This is a genomic window from Pseudomonas sp. AC112 (genome assembly GCF_979253545.1).
This window is the reverse complement of sequence record NZ_CEEDCM010000001.1, coordinates 3,709,670-3,726,443: the sequence shown is the minus strand read 5'-3', so window position 1 is coordinate 3,726,443 and position 16,774 is coordinate 3,709,670. Positions and strand designations below refer to the sequence as shown.

Annotated in this window: 15 protein-coding genes and 2 pseudogenes; 3 read left to right on the top strand and 14 right to left on the bottom strand. The window is 62.3% G+C overall.

All coding sequences use genetic code 11. The features are described from left to right. Window positions 1-15 precede the first annotated feature (15 nt). From AC0IYN_RS17215 to AC0IYN_RS17200, 4 genes and pseudogenes are all read right to left on the bottom strand, one after another. On the bottom strand, window positions 16-438 hold the full coding sequence (locus tag AC0IYN_RS17215; RefSeq protein ID WP_457240278.1) for a hypothetical protein: 423 nt from the start codon (window positions 436-438) through the stop codon (window positions 16-18). Window positions 439-701: 263 nt separating this feature from the next. Then, window positions 702-1,127: pseudogene (locus AC0IYN_RS17210) on the bottom strand (methyl-accepting chemotaxis protein); the annotation flags it as partial. A gap of 117 nt (window positions 1,128-1,244) precedes the next feature. After that, window positions 1,245-2,021: pseudogene (locus tag AC0IYN_RS17205) on the bottom strand (PAS domain-containing protein); the annotation flags it as partial. A gap of 167 nt (window positions 2,022-2,188) precedes the next feature. Further along, entirely contained in the window at window positions 2,189-3,058 is an 870-nt protein-coding gene (locus AC0IYN_RS17200; protein WP_471842357.1) for a LysR family transcriptional regulator, read from the bottom strand. A gap of 96 nt (window positions 3,059-3,154) precedes the next feature. On the opposite strand from AC0IYN_RS17200, the gene gstA reads away from it, so the two are divergent. After that, window positions 3,155-3,757: a glutathione transferase GstA gene (gene gstA, locus AC0IYN_RS17195; protein ID WP_406599701.1), complete on the top strand. Its 603-nt coding sequence runs from the start codon at window positions 3,155-3,157 to the stop codon at window positions 3,755-3,757. A gap of 76 nt (window positions 3,758-3,833) precedes the next feature. On the opposite strand, the gene AC0IYN_RS17190 is transcribed toward gstA, so the two are convergent. From AC0IYN_RS17190 to AC0IYN_RS17150, 9 genes are all read right to left on the bottom strand, one after another. Next, complete coding sequence (locus tag AC0IYN_RS17190; RefSeq protein ID WP_471842356.1) at window positions 3,834-5,222, bottom strand: aromatic amino acid lyase; 1,389 nt, start codon at window positions 5,220-5,222, stop codon at window positions 3,834-3,836. Further along, a complete protein-coding gene (locus AC0IYN_RS17185) occupies window positions 5,219-6,223 on the bottom strand; it encodes an ornithine cyclodeaminase family protein (protein WP_471842355.1) in 1,005 nt (334 codons plus the stop codon). Before AC0IYN_RS17185 ends, AC0IYN_RS17190 begins: the two co-directional genes overlap by 4 nt. 2 nt (window positions 6,224-6,225) lie before the next feature. Further along, complete coding sequence (locus AC0IYN_RS17180; protein ID WP_471842354.1) at window positions 6,226-7,152, bottom strand: aliphatic sulfonate ABC transporter substrate-binding protein; 927 nt, start codon at window positions 7,150-7,152, stop codon at window positions 6,226-6,228. Further along, on the bottom strand, window positions 7,152-8,165 hold the full coding sequence (locus tag AC0IYN_RS17175) for an ABC transporter substrate-binding protein (protein ID WP_406599874.1): 1,014 nt from the start codon (window positions 8,163-8,165) through the stop codon (window positions 7,152-7,154). The genes AC0IYN_RS17180 and AC0IYN_RS17175 overlap by 1 nt, the downstream gene beginning before the upstream one ends. Before the next feature lie 95 nt (window positions 8,166-8,260). Then, window positions 8,261-10,897, bottom strand: a complete 2,637-nt coding sequence (locus tag AC0IYN_RS17170) for a TonB-dependent receptor domain-containing protein (protein WP_406599875.1) — start codon at window positions 10,895-10,897, stop codon at window positions 8,261-8,263. Between the two features lie 241 nt (window positions 10,898-11,138). Next, window positions 11,139-12,083, bottom strand: coding sequence for a FecR domain-containing protein (locus AC0IYN_RS17165; protein WP_471842353.1), 945 nt, complete (start codon window positions 12,081-12,083; stop codon window positions 11,139-11,141). Beyond that, complete coding sequence (locus tag AC0IYN_RS17160; RefSeq protein WP_406599877.1) at window positions 12,080-12,589, bottom strand: sigma-70 family RNA polymerase sigma factor; 510 nt, start codon at window positions 12,587-12,589, stop codon at window positions 12,080-12,082. Before AC0IYN_RS17160 ends, AC0IYN_RS17165 begins: the two co-directional genes overlap by 4 nt. A 108-nt stretch (window positions 12,590-12,697) precedes the next feature. Continuing rightward, window positions 12,698-13,489, bottom strand: coding sequence for a phosphate/phosphite/phosphonate ABC transporter substrate-binding protein (locus tag AC0IYN_RS17155; RefSeq protein ID WP_471842352.1), 792 nt, complete (start codon window positions 13,487-13,489; stop codon window positions 12,698-12,700). A 9-nt stretch (window positions 13,490-13,498) separates the two neighbouring features. Then, window positions 13,499-14,428 carry a fatty acid desaturase gene (locus AC0IYN_RS17150; RefSeq protein ID WP_471842351.1) on the bottom strand — a complete coding sequence of 310 codons (930 nt, stop codon included), beginning with the start codon at window positions 14,426-14,428 and terminating at the stop codon, window positions 13,499-13,501. A 302-nt stretch (window positions 14,429-14,730) separates the two neighbouring features. On the opposite strand from AC0IYN_RS17150, the gene AC0IYN_RS17145 reads away from it, so the two are divergent. Then, window positions 14,731-15,168: a GNAT family N-acetyltransferase gene (locus tag AC0IYN_RS17145; RefSeq protein ID WP_471842350.1), complete on the top strand. Its 438-nt coding sequence runs from the start codon at window positions 14,731-14,733 to the stop codon at window positions 15,166-15,168. A 59-nt stretch (window positions 15,169-15,227) separates the two neighbouring features. After that, complete coding sequence (locus tag AC0IYN_RS17140; protein ID WP_406599881.1) at window positions 15,228-16,046, top strand: class I SAM-dependent methyltransferase; 819 nt, start codon at window positions 15,228-15,230, stop codon at window positions 16,044-16,046. 185 nt (window positions 16,047-16,231) lie between these two features. On the opposite strand, the gene def is transcribed toward AC0IYN_RS17140, so the two are convergent. Then, window positions 16,232-16,771 carry a peptide deformylase gene (def, locus tag AC0IYN_RS17135; protein WP_028617688.1) on the bottom strand — a complete coding sequence of 180 codons (540 nt, stop codon included), beginning with the start codon at window positions 16,769-16,771 and terminating at the stop codon, window positions 16,232-16,234. Between the last annotated feature and the right edge of the window lie 3 nt (window positions 16,772-16,774).

Genomic DNA, 16,774 nt, shown 5'->3' with positions numbered 1-16,774 from the left:
TGAACGTCAGCCCTTCTAGCCTGGGTACACCCTAAAGGATCCGTTAATATCTGTATCAGGAAACTCGTCAGGGACGGCGGCGGAAAAGGACTTGAAGAAGCCATGCAGACCGCTTGCTTCCGCGACGAATTGCAGCTCCCCGCTATCGGAGCGAAAGTTGTATCTCCCCCCGAATGGGGAAGGACGGATATAAACCAACTGCGCCTCACCGTCTTTTGGGGAATGAGGGACCAAGCGATAGGTTTTTGTTATATCAAATTGAGTGGCGCAGAATATTTGCAGAATCTTTCTCTCTGAGTTGATCCTCCCCTCTAATCGAAATTGATGGTCGCTTTCATGGTAACCGTATCTTACGTTGCTGGTGGTGAAGGGGTCGTCCTCATACGAAATCTCAGCCTTTACGAACGCTTCGACAATTGGATCAGTGTTTTTGCTCATGCTCATTCTCCCTTGAAAGTACCTAGCGTGCTTTGCCATACAACTGCGAAGTCAGCTACTAAGATACTGGGAGAACTCACAGAGAAACGATTCAGCCTACATGCCCCCCTTGCCCTATGACGGTAAAAATTATCGCCAGAAAGACATGTACTGCCTCATGGACTCTCCCTACCTTTAATCACCTCGGTACATCAGAAACACTGAGTTTCCTGCATGGCAGGCAAGCCAGCCCACAGTGATCGGGTATCAAGCCGACAATGGGTTTATTGCAGCTGTAACGTCGAATTGAACTGACCGATCGCATCCACCACATGCCGTGACCCCTCCTGAATTTCCAGGATCACCTGCCCCGCTTCATTCGCCAATTCCACCCCCAGCCCCGTGCGGCTTAGGCTCGACTGCATGCTCGACACCGCGCTCAGCGACAGGTCGTGGTTCTTGCGCACCACATCGACGATTTCCACCGTCGCCTGACTGGTGCGTGCCGCCAGGCTGCGCACTTCATCGGCCACCACCGCAAATCCGCGGCCGTGCTCACCCGCCCGCGCCGCTTCGATGGCCGCGTTGAGCGCCAGCATATTGGTCTGCTCGGCGATGCTGCGGATGGTCTGCACGATGGCGCCGATGATGTCCGATTGCTTGCTGACCGCGTCGATACTCACGGCGGCCTGGTTCAGGTCGTGGGAAATTTCTTCGATGATCTGCACGGTTTGCTGCACTACCTCCGACCCCTTGCGGGCGCAGGCGTCGTTTTGCACCGAGGTGGCATGGGCCGAGTCGGCGGCGTTACGCAGGGTGGTGACCTGGTCGGTGATGTCGCTGGCGAACTTCACCACTTTGTACAGGCGGCCATTGGTGTCGAAGATCGGGTTGTAGGACGCTTCCAGGAACAGGGTCTTGCCGTATTTGTTTTTGCGCTCGAAGCGGTGCGAGTGGTATTCGCCGCGGTTGAGGGACGCCCAAAAGGCCTTGTAGGCCGGCGACTCAACTTCATTGCGGTGGCAAAACATACTGTGGTGCTGGCCGACAATCTCGTCCAAGGAGTACTGCACGGTTTTTAGAAAGTTGTCGTTGGCGTTGAGGATCTGGCCTTGGGGCGTGAACTCGATCACTGCCATGGAGCGGCCAATGGCATCGATCAGGCTCTGGTTTTCATGTTCGTGGTGGACCCGCGCCGTGATGTCCGACGCAACTTTGATCACGCTCTGCACGTGATTGTCTTTGTCCAGCACCGGCATGTAGCTGGCTTCGAGCCAGACTTCCTGGCCGTGCTTGTTCAGGCGCATGAAGGTGCCACTGAGCGCCTCGCCCCGCGCCAAGTCACGCCACAGCTTGGCGTAGGCGTCGGTATGGGTGTAGGCCTCTTCGCAAAACAGCCGGTGGTGCTTGCCGCGAATCTCCTCGGCGCTGTAGCCCATGGTTTTGCAGAAGTTGTCGTTGGCGTCGAGGATCACGCCACTAGGGTCGAACTCGATCATGGCCATGGAGCGGCTGATGGCGGCGAGTTTGGCGTTGGATTCGGTGAGTGCGCAGGAAAAACGTTCGATTTGTTGCAGGTCGGATTTGTGATGGCGGTTGAACATGGTCAGATCACCCTAGATTCCCGGCGCCTGGAAGGCGCATTCCATTCATTTGTTGGCTATTGCTGGCACACCTTCATGGGGAAATAACCATCCGAATCGCTTTATATGCCAAGCGTCATCAACGGTTCCGGGTGAGCATAGACACGGCTTGGCGCTATGCAAGGCCACTAGTCAGCCAGCATTTTTAACAATGCGAGGGCGGCGGCTGACAGTGGGCGATCCGGCGAGCCGACCAAGGCAAATTCGCGGTGCAGCGGCACATCCAACGCCATCACGCGCAGGCCCTTGCGCTGGGACGGCAAGGCCATTTCCGGCACCAGTGTGACGCCGACGCCCTCACGCACCAGGCTGAAGGCACTGTTCCATTCACGCACCTCAACGCGGACATCGCGCAAGGTCAGCCCGGCGGCGGCGCCCAGGCTGCGGGCATTGGCGGTGCAGCCACCGGTAGCCAGCACGAAAGGCTGCTCAAGCAACTCCTCAAGCGACACCGTGGCATCGGCCGGGCGTTGCGCCAGCGCATGCTCTATTGGCAGCACTGCCATCCACAAGTCACGGCCCAACACCGTCGCATTGCGCTCGGGCGTGGGGTTGAGGACCACGCCCAAGTCGATAAGGCCGGTGTCGAGCAGGGTGAGCACTTCGTTGTCAGTGACATCCAAGGTGGTGACGTCGATACCGGGATAGAGCTGCGCAAAACGCTGCAATGCGGGTGTCAGAAATGTCGCCAACACCATGGGGAAACTGGCGATGCGAATCGTCCCACGCAACATGGGCCTGGCTTCATCCACGGTGCTGCGAATTGCCTGCAAGGCCCCGAGCATAACCCGCGCCTGCTCGATCACACTCAAGCCCAGGGCGGTGGGCAAGGTCTTGCGCGGTTCACGGGTAAACAGCTGCGCCCCCAGGGTCGCCTCCATGCCGGCCATGGCCTGGCTGGCGGCGGATTGGGTCATGCCCACGCGCTCGGCGGCGGCGGTGATACTGCCGTGATCGGCCACGGCCACCAGCAAGCGCCAGTGCATCAGGTTCATCATGGCAGTAGCTGTCCTTATGGCAGGGGTCTGAACGTTTAATTTTACGCAAGGTGCCATGCCCGCGAGACTGGCGCAAATTCAACGGAGCTGCCGCAGATGAAACTGTATTACTTCCCCCACGCCTGTTCCCTCGCCCCGCATATCGTGCTGCGGGAATTGGCCTTGCCGTTCGATCTGGTACGGGTGGACAACCAGGCCAAGACCACCGCCGAGGGTGAGGACTTCCTGCAGATCAACCCCAAGGGCTACGTCGCCGCGCTGAAACTGGACAACGGCCAGGTGCTGACCGAAGCCAGCGCGATCCTGCAATACCTGGCCGACCTGAAACCCGCCGCAGGCCTGGCGCCGGCTAATGGCAGCTGGGAACGCGTGCGCCTGCAGGAATGGCTGAACTTCATTGCCACCGAGATTCATGGCGGCTTGGCGGTGTTCTTCAACGATGCGATCCAGGGCGAGGTGAAAGCTGCATTCCAGGCCACGCTGTTCAAGCGTTTCACGGTGCTGGTGCAGACGCTGGAGCGCCAGGATTACCTGTTGGGTGCGCAGTACTCAGTGGCAGATGCCTACCTGTTTGTGGTGCTGCGCTGGGCGGCGTTTCACGCGATTGATTTGGATAAGTGGCCGGCGCTGGCGGCGTTTCAGCAGCGGGTGGGTGAGCGGCCGGCGGTGATTGCGGCGTTGGCCGCCGAGAATCCATAAGGCAAACGCAGCCCCTGTAGGAGCCGGCTTGCCGGCGATGGCGTCCTCACGGGCCCTATCGCGGGCAAGCCGGCTCCTACAGAGGGAATGGGGTGGATTGTAGGAAGGTGCCCAGTGCCAGTACATCCACTGAGCCTGAGCGGTCTTCATCAAGATGAGCCACCTGGCTGCGCACGGCTTGATGGACCCGCCGCACACCTTGCCCCAGCCGCAGCGCCCCCCTTAAATCCACCGCCTGCGCGGCGACGATCAGTTCAATACTGGCCAGCCACAGCACCCGCTCGGTCAAGCGCCGTGTCTTGTCGATCACGGCCAGGGCCTGGCCCGCGTAGTCTTCAACCCGGTCCGCCACTGGCACGCTCACCGCCGGTAGCGGGTTGGCCAGATGGCCGATTTCTGCCACCAATGCCGAACTGGTGCGCTGCAACGCCGCCATGCCGACATGACCAGGCTGGGTGATCAGGAAGCGCGGCAGATCGCTGGAGGCCGGCGACAGCAATTTGGCAATACGCTCGGCGCTGCACGCGGCCACCCGGTTCAACGCCAGGCCCAGGCCTTCAGCGGCCAGCGCCAGGTGCGTGCTGTCGAAATTCGCCGTGGCCAGTACCATCGCCGCTTCGCTGATCAATGCCGGGTTGTCTGCACCGCTGCGCAGTTCCAATTCGACCAATTCATGCAGGGCGTGCAGCGCCTGCTGCGCCGCCGCCTGCACCACCGTGGCACAGCGAAAGCTCAAGGGGTCTTGCAGGCGACGCGGGCTGTCGGCCAGTTCGCCGCCCGACAGCAACTGCAACAACGCCGCCGACTGTTCGGTTTGCCCAGGTGCCGGCCGCAGGCGTGAAGCCCATGGCTGGAACGGACTGAGGTTGGCCCGGTAGCCTTCGCACGACAACGCCAACGCCGCCAGCAAAGCCTCCAAGGCCCGCTGCGCCTCAGCGACCAGCAATGCGCCCAGCCCGACACTGGCGGCATTCGCAGAGACCAGCGCCAGGCCGTCTTTACCGGTCAGCGGCACTGACAGCGCCAGGCTCAGGTGCGCCAGGGGCGCCAGGTCGCTCTCGCCCAGCGAGCCGAGCAATGGCACCTCGGGCTCAGCGCCCGAATTGAGCAACGCCAACAAGACATCCGCCGCACCCGGTGAAATACCCGAACGCCCCTGCACCAACCCGGCCAAACGCGCCGCCGTGATTGCGCGCAATTCCTGGCGATTGGCCAAGCGCCCGACCCCCACCGCACGCCCCAGCGGGATGCTCGCCTGCACCGGCGCCACCGGCGTATCCACCGCTGCGCCGAGGCCGGTGTTCACGCCATAGATCGGCGTGCCTTGCGCCGCCAGTGTCAGCAGCAGCCGATGGCCTTCGTCGATGCGTTGGCGTGCCTGCGCGGTGAAGTCCGCCGGTGCATCCTGCCGGGCAATCGCCAGCAAATCGGCAAGCGCCAAGCCTTCGGGATCGAAGTCAATCATGCCCAGCGCAACCGCTGGCCAATCCCCAGGCGCTTGGCTTTTTCCAGCAGGGCATGGCCCAAGGCGATATCACTGAGGCTCAGGCCACGGTGCCAGAACAGGATGGTTTCCTCGGGGGTTTCACGGCCGCTTTTCAAGCCGGCAACGATCTGGCCCAACTCGGCGTGCAGCGTCTCGGCGCTGAGTTTGCCGGCGTCGACATGCGCGCGCAGCGAACCGAACAGGCCGCCCTTGCACTGGCCCCAATCGTCCACCACCCGCTTGCTCATGATGTCGGTGAGCGACAGTTCCACCGCGCTCATGGTGCCGTATGGCACCACAAAAGCACCGGGCTTGATCCACTCGGTGCGCAGCAAGGGCTCGGGCTGATCCAGGCGCGAGGCTTCGACCACGATGTCGGCGCCACGCACGGCGGACTCCCAATCCTCGGTGACGATCACCGGTTTGCCCAGGTCCTGGCGCAAGCGCTCGGCGAAGGCTTCGCGGCTTTCACTGCGGCGTGAGTGCACGCGGATTTCGTCGAAGTCGAACAGGTGGTCGAGCAGGCGCACGTTCCAGTACGCCGTGCCACGCGCGCCAATGTGCGCCAGCACTTTGCTGTCGGGCCGGGCCAGGTATTTGGCGCCGATGGCAGTGATGGCGCCGGTGCGCATATCGGTGATCGCCGAGGCGTCGAGGATGGCCTTGGGAATGCCGGTCGCCGGGTCCAGCAGGTTGAGGATCGCCAGTTCCGAGGGCAAACCCTTGCGGTAGTTGTCGACAAAATCCCCCACCACCTTGACCCCGGCGTAACCGATATCGCCACCCAACACGCCGCGCAATACGTTGAAGTGACCGTTGATCCCGCCGCCGGGAATCAGGTGGGTACGCGGCTCGATCACCGCCTCGCCACGCCCCTGGATCGCCAGGCTCGCTTCGATGGCGCTGAGGATTTCGTCATTGGTAAGCCCCAGTTCGTCAATGTCGAGGCCGTTGAGAAAATCGATGTAGATCGGTTGCATGGTCATGGCGCCTGGAAGACAGCTTGCTGTACATCGGCCTTTTTTGGGATCAGGCCGTTGGCAAAGAACAGGTCGGCGGTGTGTTGCTGGGTGGCGATGTCGGCGGCTTGCAGCGGACGAATCGGCGTGGAGGACCGGTGCGAGAAGTAGCTTTTGACCACCGCTGGAGGCAGGCCCAGGGTCTTGGCCATCAGCGCGATGCTCTCGTCAGGCTGGTCCAGGGACAGACGCTGCGCCTTGGCCAATGTCTGGATGATCGCGCCAATGGACTGCGGATACTGCTTGGCAAACGGGCTGCTGACCACGAAGAAACTGCCCGCCGGGTTGAGGCCCTGGCCATCGCCCAGCACGCGGGCGGAACCGTCTACCACGGCCGCGGAGTAGTACGGGTCCCACACCACCCACGCGTCGACTTTGCCTTGCTCAAAAGCGGCACGCCCGTCAGATGGCGACAGGTACACCACATTCACGTCTTTCCATTGCAAACCGGCGCGCAGCAGGCTTTTAAGGAACAGGTTGTGGGCGCTGGAGCCCTTGAGCAGCGCCACGCGCTTGCCCTTGAGCTCGGCCACGTTGTGCACGCTGCTGTTCTTGGGCACCAGTACCGCTTCGGTCTTGCCCTCATTGGGCTCGACGGCAAAGTACTGCAACTCGATGCCCGCGGCCTGGGCGAAGATCGGCGGGATGTCACCGATATTGCCGATGTCCAGGCTGCCGCCGTTCAGCGCTTCGATCAGCGGCGGGCCGCCGAGGAATTCGATCCACTGCACCTGGGTGCCGGGCAACGCTTCCTCGAAGAGTTTGTGCTCACGGGCCAATACCATGCTCACCGAGCTTTTCTGGTAACCGATGCGTAACGTGGCAGGTTCGGCCGCCAGCACCTGACCGGCGACCAGCGAAAGTACCGCAGCAGCGAAGATTTTAAGCATCAGAGCGCTCCCTTGACCTTGGTCGCCACATCGATCGGCACCCATTGCTGCCAGACGTCTGGGTGGTCCTTGAGGAACGCTTCAGCGACCTGGCGCGGCGGTGTACGTTTCTCGCTCATTTCGCCGAGGATGCCATTGAGCAGATCAATCGGCAGGTCGACCTTTTCAAACACGCTGACCAGTTGCGGGTACTGCGCCTTGAACGGTGCCGACACACCAATCGCCAGCCGCGCCGGCATCGAACGGGTGCCGATGGGGTTGGGGTTTTTCGCGTCCGACAGGGTCTTCCAGGCTTCGGCGTTGAAGGGCGGTTCTTCCAGCTTGACCAGCTTGAACCGGCCCAGCAGCGGCGTCGGCGACCAATAGTAGAACAGCACCGGCTTGCCACGACGGATCGACGACGCCACTTCGGCATCCAACGCCGCGCCGGAGCCGGTGCGGAAGTTGACGAAGCTGTCGGTGAGTTTGTACGCCTTTAGCTTCTGGCTGTTGACGATCTCCGACGTCCAGCCCGTTGGGCTGTTGAGGAAGCGTCCACGGCTCGGGTCTTCGGGGTCGCGGAACACGTCCTTGTAGCGCGGCAGGTCGGCCACCGACTTCAGGTCCGGCGCCAGGGGCTTGATACCGCGCTCGGCATCGCCCTTGATCACGAACTCCGGCACCCACCAGCCTTCGGTGGCGCCTTTGACCGTGTCGCCCAGGCCGAAGACCTTGCCTTCGCTCTCGGCCTTGACCCACGCCGGACTGCGCCCGGCCCACTCTTCGCCGATCACCTGGATATCGTCCTTGGCCAGGGCCGCTTCCAGGCTCACGGTGCTGCCGGGCAAAGTGTCAGTCGGCAGGCCGTAGCCTTTCTCGACAATCAGGCGCAGTACCTCGGTGATCAGGCTGCCGCTTTCCCAGGTGATGTCACCGAAGTGGATGGGTTTGACGGTTTCGGCGGCCGTTGATGGCTGCGCCAAAGCGGCCAGTGCCAGCAGCGAGCCACCGAGCAGGTGTTTAAGTGTTTTCATGCAGAACCTCGTGGTGAATCATTTTCTAGAACACGGAAGATCCAGTGTGGGAGCAAGCCCGCTCCCACATTCGATCTCTGCGGATTCAAGATCGGTTAAAAGTCATAACTGAGCCGTGTGTAGTAAAACGCCCCTTCCGGCGCCGACGGCGACAGGTAGCTGTACTGCTGGCCCGGCGTCTGGCGCAGGCGGGTGTTGAAGTCGTCGGGCTTGCTGTCGAACAGGTTGTTGGCGCCGACTGACAAACGCAGTTGTTTAGTGAAGGCGTAGTTCACGTCCAGGTCGGTGTTCCATTGCGCCGCGAAGGTCTGGTCGTACTGGGCGTTGGCTTCGCTGGCGGCGTATTTGCGGTACTCGCCGTAGCGGGTTTCGCTGAGGGCAATGGTCCAGGCACCGATGCGGTGGGTGGCGCCGAGTACCAGCTTGTCTTCGGGGTAGCCGTGCTCAAGGAAACCACGGGCTTCGCGGGTGAGAATGTCGAAGCCGTTGGGGTTCTCGTGGACCTTCTCGATGGTGGTGCGAGCCTTGGTGTAGCCGGCCGACAGGCTCAACGCGCCGTACTGGGCCAGGTCCAGGTTGTATTTGCCGACGATGTCCACACCGCGCGTACGCGTGTTGGCGGCGTTGGTCATGAACTGCGCCCAGGTGTACTGGCCAAACCCGGCTTGCTGCAGGATCTGCTCGGCGCGCGGCCCGGAAATGCCGCCGCTGTAGAGCAGGCGATCACGGATCGAGATCTGGTAGGCATCGATGGTCAGCGAGGCGTTTTCGATTGGGCGCAGCACCAGGCCCAGGGAGTAGTTGGTGGATTTTTCCGGTTTGAGCGGCTCGGCACCCAGCGCACGGGCGGCCGGGTTGTCGGCGGGCAGCATGCGCGTCAACACCGGGTTGCCGTTGATGTCGACGTTGGTGGTGGTGGTCCACGACGTGCCGATCTGGCCCAGGGTCGGCGCACGGAAGGAGTTGTTCACCGTGGCGCGCAAGCCCACCTGCGGCGTGAAGTCATACCGCGCCGAGAGCTTGCCGGTGGTGGCCGAACCAAAGTCCGAATAGTGCTCGGTACGCCCGGCCAGGCCGACCTGGAATTTGTCGGTGAGCTGGTGCTCAAGACCGACGTAAACGCCGCCGACATCACGCTTGTAGGTGCCGGCGTCGTCTGGCGTGAGACCGGAGGCTTGCACCGCGCCAACCTGCACACCGTTGATGCCACCAAAGGAGTAGGACTCATAGTCGCCCTCCTCCAGCCGATACTGCTCATGCCGGTAGGCAATGCCCGCAGAGACAGTCAGCGGATGGCTTGACCAGTTGACGTCCAGATCCTTGGCGTAATCCAGGCCGATGTTGGTCTGGTCGTTGACCAGGGTGGCCACGTCGAATTTGGTCGGACTGTTCAGGCCATAGCTCGGGTTGACCGTGTTGAAGGCCAGCTCATCGTGCTTGTCGCGACCGTAGGTGGCACTGAGGTCGAAGCGCCCGAGGGTGTCGTCTTCGTAGCGGGTGCCGACGGTGAGCGCACCGTCTTCATAGCGGTAGCGGTATTTGGGAATGGTGCCGTTGGGGTAGATGCCCTGCACGTTGTTCGGGTTATTCGCCAGCAGCGGTGGCGTGTTGTTCACCGACTTGTCCTGGCCGAAAGTGGCGAAACTGTAGAGGCGCCATTGGTCACTCAGGCCGACTTCGGCATTCGCCGCCAGGTTGAATTTATCGCGCCCTGCACCGCCCCACCGTGGGTCTTGCAGTTGGCCGTCGGCGACGTATTTGTCGCCAATGTCGGTGGGTTTGTTGTTGAGGGTGTTGAAGCTCAGGGTAAGGAAGCCATCCCCCGGCAACCCCAGGCCGTACCAGCCGTCGGTGGTTTTGCTGAAGCCGTCGCCCTGGGCGTATTTGCCCAGTTGGGTGTTGACCTGGCCGCCGCTGTCACGCTCCTTGAGCACGATGTTGACCACGCCTGCCACCGCATCCGAGCCGTATTGTGCCGACGCGCCATCGCGCAGCACTTCGACGTGGTCGATGCTGCTGATGGGGATCATGTCCAGGTCCACCGGCTGCGCGCCAATGAACGGCACGCCACCGGAGATGTTCACCACCGCCGAGGCATGGCGGCGTTTGCCGTTGATGAGCACCAGCGTCTGGTCCGGCGCCAGGCCGCGCAAGGACGCGCCCTTGGGGTTCTGGCCACGGGTGGCGCTCTGGTTCTGCGGAAAGTTGAACGACGGCAGCAGTTGGAACAGCGCCTGGTTGAGGCTGGTGGCACCGGTCTGCTTGAGTTCTTCAGCGTTGATTACGTCTACCGGGGCGGCGCTGGTAAGGGCCGTGGCATCACTGCGCCGGGTGCCGATGGCGACTACGCGGTCCAGGGTCGGCGCTTGCGCTGCACTGGTTTGTGCCTTGACGTTGCTGGTCGCGTTTTTGCTCGCGCCTTCCTTGATGATGAACGCACCGTCCGGACTGACCTGGACCTGCAGGCCGGTGCCTTTGAGCGCGGCGTCCACTGCCTGTTGCGCCGACAGCGAACCGTCCACGCTGGCCGAGGAATAGTTACCCAATTGCGGCGTAAACGAGATCACCTGGCCGCTTTGGCGACTGATGTTCAGCAGCACCTCATCCAGCGGGCCAGGCGCGATGTGGTAGACCTGGCGCACCTCTTCTGCACCGGCGGCAAACGAGAAAAACAGACTGGCCAACGGCACCAGTGCAAAGGTTCGACGCGGCACACGGTTGAACTGATTCACTTTGGCTCCCCCCAAGGAAACACAAGAACGCTGCTCCCCGCAGCGCTTACGGGAGTGATGTGGGCCAGCGGGGGGAAAACTTGCAGATCGTTTGGTTATGTCCTTAGAACCCACACAGGCATAGCCCCCTCGCTCTCTGTGGGAGCTGGCTTGCCTGCGATGAAGTCGACTCGGTTGGACTGACAGACCGAGCCGCCCGCATCGCAGGCAAGCCAGCTCCCACAGGGACCGAGTGAATCGGCTATACCGCACTGACAGTCACCCACAAATCGGTGCGGCGGGTGATGTGGATCGGCAAGGTGCGCGCCAGGGTGTCGAGGATTTGCTGGGGGTTGTCCAGGCGGTAGAGGCCGCTGACGCGCAGGCCGGCCACGGACGGGTCCAGGCGCAGCACGCCGTTGTGGTAGGGCCGCAGCGCGTCGATGACTTCGGCCAGCGGCCGGTCGCGCACTTGCAGGAAGCCATCGACCCAGGCCGTGGCACCGGAGGAACTGGCCTGTACCGGGCCGAACCCGGCACGGTCGTAATGCACCTCATGGCCGACGGCGAGTTGCAGGCGTTCGCCGTTCTGGCCGTCGATTTCCACCGCGCCGTTAAGGGCGACCACCTGGCCCTGCCCTTCCCGCTCGCGCACCAGGAAACGGGTGCCATAGGCGCGCAGGCGGGCCTGCTCGGTCTGGATCAGGAATGGCCGGACGCGGTCGCTGGCGACCTTGGCCAACAACTCGCCTTCGCGAAGACGTATAAGGCGGCGTTGCGGATCAAACTGGATGTCGGCCGCGCTTTGTGCGTTGAGCAGCAATTCGCTGCCATCGTCCAACGTGACGGTACGGCGCTCGCCGGTGCCGGTGCGGATATCCGCCGTGAGTTCCGTCAATGGCACGCCGAGCGGTTTGGCCAGCAAGGCTGCGCCGACGGCCACACCGGCACCGGCCAACGCGACTTGCAAAACCTGGCGTCGACTGGATGGCGCCTCCAGCGCCTGCTGCAACACCTGGCCACTCACGCCTTGCGCCTGGGGTACCTGGAACACACCCAGGCGGGTTTCCAACTGTCGGCACAGGGCGTCATGCCGTGGGTCGGCGGCGCGCCATTGTTCATACTGCTGCCAGTCGCCCGCCGTGGCCTGGCCGGAACGCAACAGCACGTACCAGCGCGTGGCGCTGTCGATCAACTCGTCGTTCATTCCAGGCACAGCCGCAGGCAACGGTTGAAGGCGCGGGTCATGTAGTCGCTGACTGAACGCTGGGAAATCCCCAGCTCGGCAGCGATTTCCGGGTAGGTCAGGCCATTGAGCTGGGACAGCAGAAAGGTCGCCTTGACCTTGGCCGGCAAGCCGTCGAGCAGCTGGTCGATGGCTTGCAGGGCTTCGAGCATTTGCGCCAGTTCTTCCGGCGACGGTGCGCTGCTCGTCTCGTCGTTGTCGAGCGCGTCGAGGTAGGCGCGCTCCAGATCACGGCGGCGCCACAATTGATACATCAGGCGTTGGGCGATGGTGGTGAGCAGCGCACGCGGCTGGCGAATGGGCACGACACCCGGCGCACTCAGCAACTGGACGAAGGTGTCGGCGGCGATGTCTTCGGCGTGCGCGCGGGAATCGAGATGGCGGTGCAAACGGCTGCACAGCCAGTCGTAATGACTGCGGAACAATCCGCCCACGTAATCGCTGTGAGAAGTGTCGGCGCCGGACATAGTGGCTCCATCTGAGTAGGTTGCGCGTTATGTCCGGTGTTCCGGTGGAGCGATCCTAGCAAGGCCGCTTATTCTTTAATAATATTTAAAAGGTATTTTTATATAACCTTATTGAAGTTTCGGGAAACCGGCGTTTATGGCCTGTCGTTGGTAGTCCAGGAGCACTTCGTAGTCGGCTTCGCCGGCGGGTAGCACGGCCTGCAGGCCCAGCGTCTCGGCGACGTGCGGCAAGTCCTGCAACGCCTGATTCATGGCCTGGCGGAGTTGAATGACCTGTTCATCGCTCAAGCCCAATGGGCCGATGTAGGGCAAGGTCGGGCTTGGCGCGCTGCGGGTAACAATGCGCAGCCCCGCCACTTCCAGCGGCGCGAAACGGGCCAGGTAGTCGTAGGTGACGCTGTCGATGGCGGCAAGGTCGGCGCGGTTTTCACGCAGCCACCGCAGGCTCTCGCGGTGGGCGCCGCTGATGCCGACGCTGGCGAAGAAACGCCCGTCGCGCTGCAAAGGGGCCAGGCGCTCGCGCAGCAGGTTCATGCCGCTGTTGGAGTCGTGACCGTTGATAACGCCGCGGCTGTTGTAGAAGTCCGCCAGGGTTTGATGCGGGTTGTCGTCGCGGGTCAGCAGCAAGCTGCAATGTTCTCCATCGCTGCTGTGGGGCAGCTCATAACGCGGGCGACCGATCACGCGGACCTGTCCGCGCAATTGGGTTATCAGCGGATAGCCGCAGGTTTGAGTCAGCAGTAACTCAGGTGCGCGCCACAGGGCGTGCAGGTCGAGGTGATCGGCGTTGAGGCGGCGCAGCCCAAGGTGTTCCAGGATGCGCGTCAGCCATTGCTGGTTGGCGTGCTGGATCGGCTCGGGCGCGACATACATCAGCAGCTCGGCGTAGTGGTCACTCATGGTCATCTCTCACGCAAAAGGGTGCCGGGGGCTGTCGATGGCCTTGAGGCCGTGGCGGCTGATCAACTGGCCGTAGCCTTGCACCAGGAAGCCACCGCTGCGCGCCACCCATTGCTCACGTCGGGCGCGGTAGACCGTCGGCAGCAAGTACCAGGGCAGTTTCGGCAAGTCGTGGTGCACCAGGTGCAGGTTGTTGTTGAGGAACAGCCAGGTCCACGGCCAGGACGCTTCGTTGAGCACGGTGCGTTGCTCCGGCTGCGGGTGCGGGCGGTGTTCATAGTAGGAACGGATCGAGGCCAGGGACAAGGCCGGCACGCTGACCAGCAGCAGGTAATGCCACACCGACAGCGCACTGTAGTGGGCGATGAAACCCAGCATCAGCACAGTGACGGCGCTGTGGACCAGCCACATCGGCCACACCTGGGGCAGGCGTTGCAACTCATGGCGGGCCAAACGGCCAATCGCCAAGGGCGCCGCCAGCAGGAAGCGGCCGAGCACGGTCTTGGTCAGCCAATGCACGCCACGCTCGAACAGCGAGCTGGTGTCCCATTGCTGCTGGTTGAGGTAGCGGCTTTCCGGGTCGATGCCCGGCAGGGTCAAGTCTTTGTCGTTGTGGTGCAGCAGGTGGCTGTCGCGGTACAGCGTGTAGGGGTACCACACGGCGAAGGGGGCGTAGCCGAGGATTTTATTCAGCAGCGGCGAACGGGTGGGATGGCCATGCAGCAGTTCATGTTGCACCGACAGCCACAGCGTCACCAGCGGGATCAGCAACAGGGTGCTCAACCACGGGCCCAGCCAGTGGCTGGCGAGGATCACGGCGAACCAGCCGGTGTACACGCCGATCAACAACAGCCAGGTCGGCCATTCGGTTCTGGCGGTGAAGGTGGTGGCCAGGGCTTCGATTTCCCGGCGTTGGGTCGGATCAAGGTAGTTGGCCATCGGCAGCTCAGAGCAGGTGTTTCCTGCTCTGTGCAATGAGGCGCGAAAATCTTGCAGATCGTTTGGTTCTAAGCTTGTAACTCAGTGACCGAACAGGCCTGTTTCCGACTTCTTGGCCTTTTTGTCTGCGCGTTTTTCATCGGCGGTCTTTGCCGGTTTTTTCTTCGCGGCTTTCTTTGAATCCATACCTTTGGCCATGATGCATGCTCCACTGACAGGGGATGTAGCACTGGGTATACCACCTATTGCCCGGCAGAAGGCGCTTATAATCTCCGGCCCTTGATAACGCCTGCCTGAACACCATGCCCGAATTGCACATCGAACCCTTGGCAGAGCCGCTGTGGCCGCTGCTGAACAAGTTTTACCGCAGCCACAATTCCCCGATGAAGGCGCTCAAGGGCGGGCGTTTGTGGGTGGCGCGGGACGGTGAGATTGTCGCCGGGTTGTGCCTGACGCCGGTGGTTGGCGGGCAGTTCCTGACCGGGATGTTCGTTGACCCCGCCTATCGCGGCCAGGGGTTGGCGGCGCGGGTGATCGAGGCGGCGGTGGCCGAGGTGGAAGGAACGGTGTGGTTGCTGTGTCACCCGGACCTGGAACGGCTGTATCAACCCATGGGCTTCACCCAGGACACACCGCTGCCGCAGTCCCTCAGCGAACGGCTGGTGCGCTACAGGCGCAACAAACCGATGATCGCGATGGGCTTAGATCGTTTGGTGAGGTCGACCTCGGATAATGTGTGATCAGCACGTGCAGGGCCCATGCTAGCCTCGGCGGTACAGTGGCCCTTCACAGGATGATCATGAAAACGACGCTTGCAGTTCTCTCCCTCACCGCCCTGCTCACCCCGGTCTTGGGCCAGGCAGCCGACACCCCCATCACCGCCCAGCAGTATCAGAGCGTGCTTGCCGGCAACTGGCGCGACCCCGCCAACAGCGCCCGCGACGGCTATCGCCATCCGCAACAGACCTTGGCGTTTTTTGGCTTGGGCGCCAGGCAGACGGTGATTGAAATCACCCCCGGTGGCGGCTGGTACAGCGAGGTGCTGGCGCCGCTGCTCAAGGATCACGGGCAGTACGTTGCGGCCGTGCAAGCGGCGAGCAGCAGTGAGTACGCGCGAGCGTCCGAAGCAAATCTGAAGAAGAAATTCGCCGCCGACCCCGCGCGCTACGGCAAGGCCTCGGTGGTCGAGTTCGACCCCAAGGCCCCGGTGTTCGGCAAACCCGCGTCGGCGGATGCCGTACTGACCTTCCGCAACGTGCATAACTGGGTGGAGGCAGGCACTGCGCCGGCCACCTTCAGCGCCTTTTACGCCGTGCTCAAGCCCGGCGGCGTGCTGGGCGTGGAAGATCACCGGGCCAAGGATGGGGCGGATCTGCAGGCGATCAAGGACAGCGGTTACCTGACCACCGCGCAGGTGGTGAAGCTGGCGTCCGATGCCGGGTTCAAGCTGGCGGGACAGAGCGAGGTGAATGCTAATCCGAAGGACACCAAGGACTACCCGGCTGGCGTGTGGACGTTGCCGCCGACGCTGAGATTGGGCGAGCAGGATAAGGCGAAGTATGTGGCGATCGGGGAGTCGGACCGGATGACGTTGCGGTTCATTAAACCGACCCGATAACAATTATTGAAGTATCGCTTTTCTGTGGTGAGCGGGCTTGTCCCGCGCTGGGCTGCGAAGCGGCCCCTATCCAAGCCACCGCGGTGCGTCAGGCACACTGCGGTGACAGGTTTGGGTCTGCTTCGCAGCCCAGCGCGGGACAAGCCCGCTCACCACAACGAGCAGCCTCACATTCAGATGCAGGATCAATCGTCGGCCGTGGGGTCCAAGTCCGGGAACATGACTTCGATAAAGCCGAACTTGCTGAAGTCGGTGATCCGCGACGGGTACAACCGGCCGATCAGGTGATCGCATTCATGCTGCACCACCCGCGCATGGAAACCATCGGCAAAGCGCACGATGGGCTCACCCTTGGGATCAAAGCCTTCGTAGCGAATCTGCTGATAGCGATCCACCGCACCCCGCAAACCCGGCACGGACAGGCAACCTTCATAGCCTTCCTCCAGCACCGGACTCAACGGCGTGATCAGCGGGTTGATCAGGATCGTCTGCGGCACGGGCGGCGCGTCCGGGTAGCGTTCGCTGGCTTCGAAACCGAAGATCACCAATTGCAGGTCGACACCGATCTGCGGCGCAGCCAAGCCGACCCCACCCACATGTTCCATGGTCTGGAACATGTCATCGATCAATTGCCACAGTTCGGGGCTGTCGAACATTTCCGGCGGAACCGGAGGCGCGATACGCAGCAGGCGCTCGTCGCCCATTTTCAGGATTTCACGGATCATCGA

Excerpts from the sequence above, each read along its gene's own strand:
- AC0IYN_RS17155 (WP_471842352.1), bottom strand. The coding sequence starts at position 13,489 with ATGAGTGACCACTACGCCGAGCTGCTGATGTATGTCGCGCCCGAGCCG.
- AC0IYN_RS17190 (WP_471842356.1), bottom strand. The coding sequence starts at position 5,222 with ATGATTGACTTCGATCCCGAAGGCTTGGCGCTTGCCGATTTGCTGGCG.
- AC0IYN_RS17180 (WP_471842354.1), bottom strand. The coding sequence starts at position 7,152 with ATGCTTAAAATCTTCGCTGCTGCGGTACTTTCGCTGGTCGCCGGTCAG.
- AC0IYN_RS17150 (WP_471842351.1), bottom strand. The coding sequence starts at position 14,428 with ATGGCCAACTACCTTGATCCGACCCAACGCCGGGAAATCGAAGCCCTG.
- AC0IYN_RS17145 (WP_471842350.1), top strand. The coding sequence starts at position 14,731 with ATGCCCGAATTGCACATCGAACCCTTGGCAGAGCCGCTGTGGCCGCTG.
- gstA (WP_406599701.1), top strand. The coding sequence starts at position 3,155 with ATGAAACTGTATTACTTCCCCCACGCCTGTTCCCTCGCCCCGCATATC.
- AC0IYN_RS17175 (WP_406599874.1), bottom strand. The coding sequence starts at position 8,165 with ATGAAAACACTTAAACACCTGCTCGGTGGCTCGCTGCTGGCACTGGCC.
- AC0IYN_RS17140 (WP_406599881.1), top strand. The coding sequence starts at position 15,228 with ATGAAAACGACGCTTGCAGTTCTCTCCCTCACCGCCCTGCTCACCCCG.
- AC0IYN_RS17200 (WP_471842357.1), bottom strand. The coding sequence starts at position 3,058 with ATGATGAACCTGATGCACTGGCGCTTGCTGGTGGCCGTGGCCGATCAC.
- AC0IYN_RS17215 (WP_457240278.1), bottom strand. The coding sequence starts at position 438 with ATGAGCAAAAACACTGATCCAATTGTCGAAGCGTTCGTAAAGGCTGAG.
- def (WP_028617688.1), bottom strand. The coding sequence starts at position 16,771 with ATGATCCGTGAAATCCTGAAAATGGGCGACGAGCGCCTGCTGCGTATC.
- AC0IYN_RS17165 (WP_471842353.1), bottom strand. The coding sequence starts at position 12,083 with ATGAACGACGAGTTGATCGACAGCGCCACGCGCTGGTACGTGCTGTTG.
- AC0IYN_RS17185 (WP_471842355.1), bottom strand. The coding sequence starts at position 6,223 with ATGCAACCGATCTACATCGATTTTCTCAACGGCCTCGACATTGACGAA.
- AC0IYN_RS17160 (WP_406599877.1), bottom strand. The coding sequence starts at position 12,589 with ATGTCCGGCGCCGACACTTCTCACAGCGATTACGTGGGCGGATTGTTC.